Genomic DNA, 1,486 nt, shown 5'->3' with positions numbered 1-1,486 from the left:
GCGAGGCCACCTTGACAAAGAGGGGGAACAAGAAGGGGTTCTTCCTCTCCAGAAACCCGACAAAGGAAAGACCCCCCCCGCCCACTACACCCCTTGTGGAGGGCCCCCCCGCGGTTGCGTGTCGTGGCAGACGACCGGTTCGGCCGGTCCGATGCGTCCGTGCCCGTAAGGGGCTTCGTAAAGGTCCTCGTAAGGAGTCCCATGGTTCCCGGGGTTGGTGCGGTTGATCGGGCAAGTGTGCGGCGAGGGCGGTGAGTGAGCTGCTGTACGAGCATCACGGCAAGCGGCCCGTCGTCCCCGAGTCCGCGTACGTGGCCCCCTCTGCAGTGCTGTGCGGGGCGGTCGTCCTGGGCGAGGGGGCGCGCGTGCTGCACGGGGCCGTGCTCACCGCCGAGGACGGTGAGGTGCGGGTGGGTGCGGACGTGGTGGTGATGGAGAACGCCCTGGGCCGCGGGCGGGCGAGGCATCCGGCGGTACTGGGGGACGCGGTGCTGATCGGTCCGCACGCGCACGTGAACGGGGCGACCGTCGAGGACGAGGTTTTTGTGGCGACAGGCGTCGCGATGTTCCCCGGGGCCGTGGCCGGGGCCGGCTCCGAGCTGCGGATCAACAGTGTGCTGCACGTCAATTCGCGGCTGGAGCCGGGGACGGTAGTGCCCATCGGCTGGGTCGCGGCCGGTGACCCGGCCGAGCTGTTCTCGCCCGACCGGCATGACGAGCTGTGGGAGAAGCAGCGCGACCTCGACTTTCCGGGCACGGTCTACGGGGTTCCGCGCGGCACCTCGATGCGTACGATCATGGCTCGCCAGGCGGAGTTCTTCGGGGCTCACAGGGACGACCGGCGTCTGATGTGAGACCGGGCCGAGGGGGAGAGGGACGGGGATGGGGCGAGCGGACCGGCCCAAGGCCGCAACGGGAGTGATCACTGCGGACTGGGCGGCGCTCTTCCCCGAGTACACGGCGCGGAAGCTGCATCTCCTGCGCCGCGTAGGACCGCTGGTCCAGGGGATCTTCCTGGAGAGGGTCACCTCCGGGGAGGAGTACGCGCCGGTGGCGCATGTGCACTCGCTCGTGCGCGATTTCCCCGTGATCTCGCTCGACCTCGGCACGCCGCGCCAGGATCGGGTCGACGCCCGCAGGCACAAGGATCAGTTCCGCGCCGCGGCCGCGCGCCTCGAGGCGACGAGCTCGCTGCCGCTGCGGGAGGTGCCCGCACCGGCCGACGTCGTGCGGGCGTACCGCGAGCACGCGGTCGCCCGGCAGCGAGGGCGACTGCCGGCAGCCGTCTTGCAGTTGGAGGACTCAGTCCTCGTTGCGGCAGCGGCCGGGGAACACGCGCTGGCGAACGAGAGCATGGCCCTGGTGGTGGAGTTGTCGCAGCGATGGTCGAAGCGAGGTGACTGGTTTGGTGGTCAGGCTGGAATGGGGATCCAGGCTCCTCGGCCGTCGAAGAGCTGGGTAACCACGTCGAGCAGGTTCTTGCCCT

At 69.8% G+C, this 1,486-nt stretch carries 2 protein-coding genes; both read left to right on the top strand.

Annotation, left to right across the window (positions count from 1 at the left end; genetic code table 11):
- Positions 1–251 precede the first annotated feature (251 nt).
- Positions 252–854: a gamma carbonic anhydrase family protein gene (locus ACFV9O_RS39430; RefSeq protein WP_385427670.1), complete on the top strand. Its 603-nt coding sequence runs from the start codon at positions 252–254 to the stop codon at positions 852–854.
- Between the two features lie 28 nt (positions 855–882).
- Positions 883–1,486 (top strand): hypothetical protein (locus tag ACFV9O_RS39425; RefSeq protein WP_385427667.1); only part of this gene is annotated, 604 nt, incomplete at its 3' end.

The organism is Streptomyces sp. NPDC059909 (genome assembly GCF_042730885.1).
Classification (GTDB): domain Bacteria; phylum Actinomycetota; class Actinomycetes; order Streptomycetales; family Streptomycetaceae; genus Streptomyces.
This window is presented reverse-complemented; position numbering and strand designations above follow the sequence as displayed.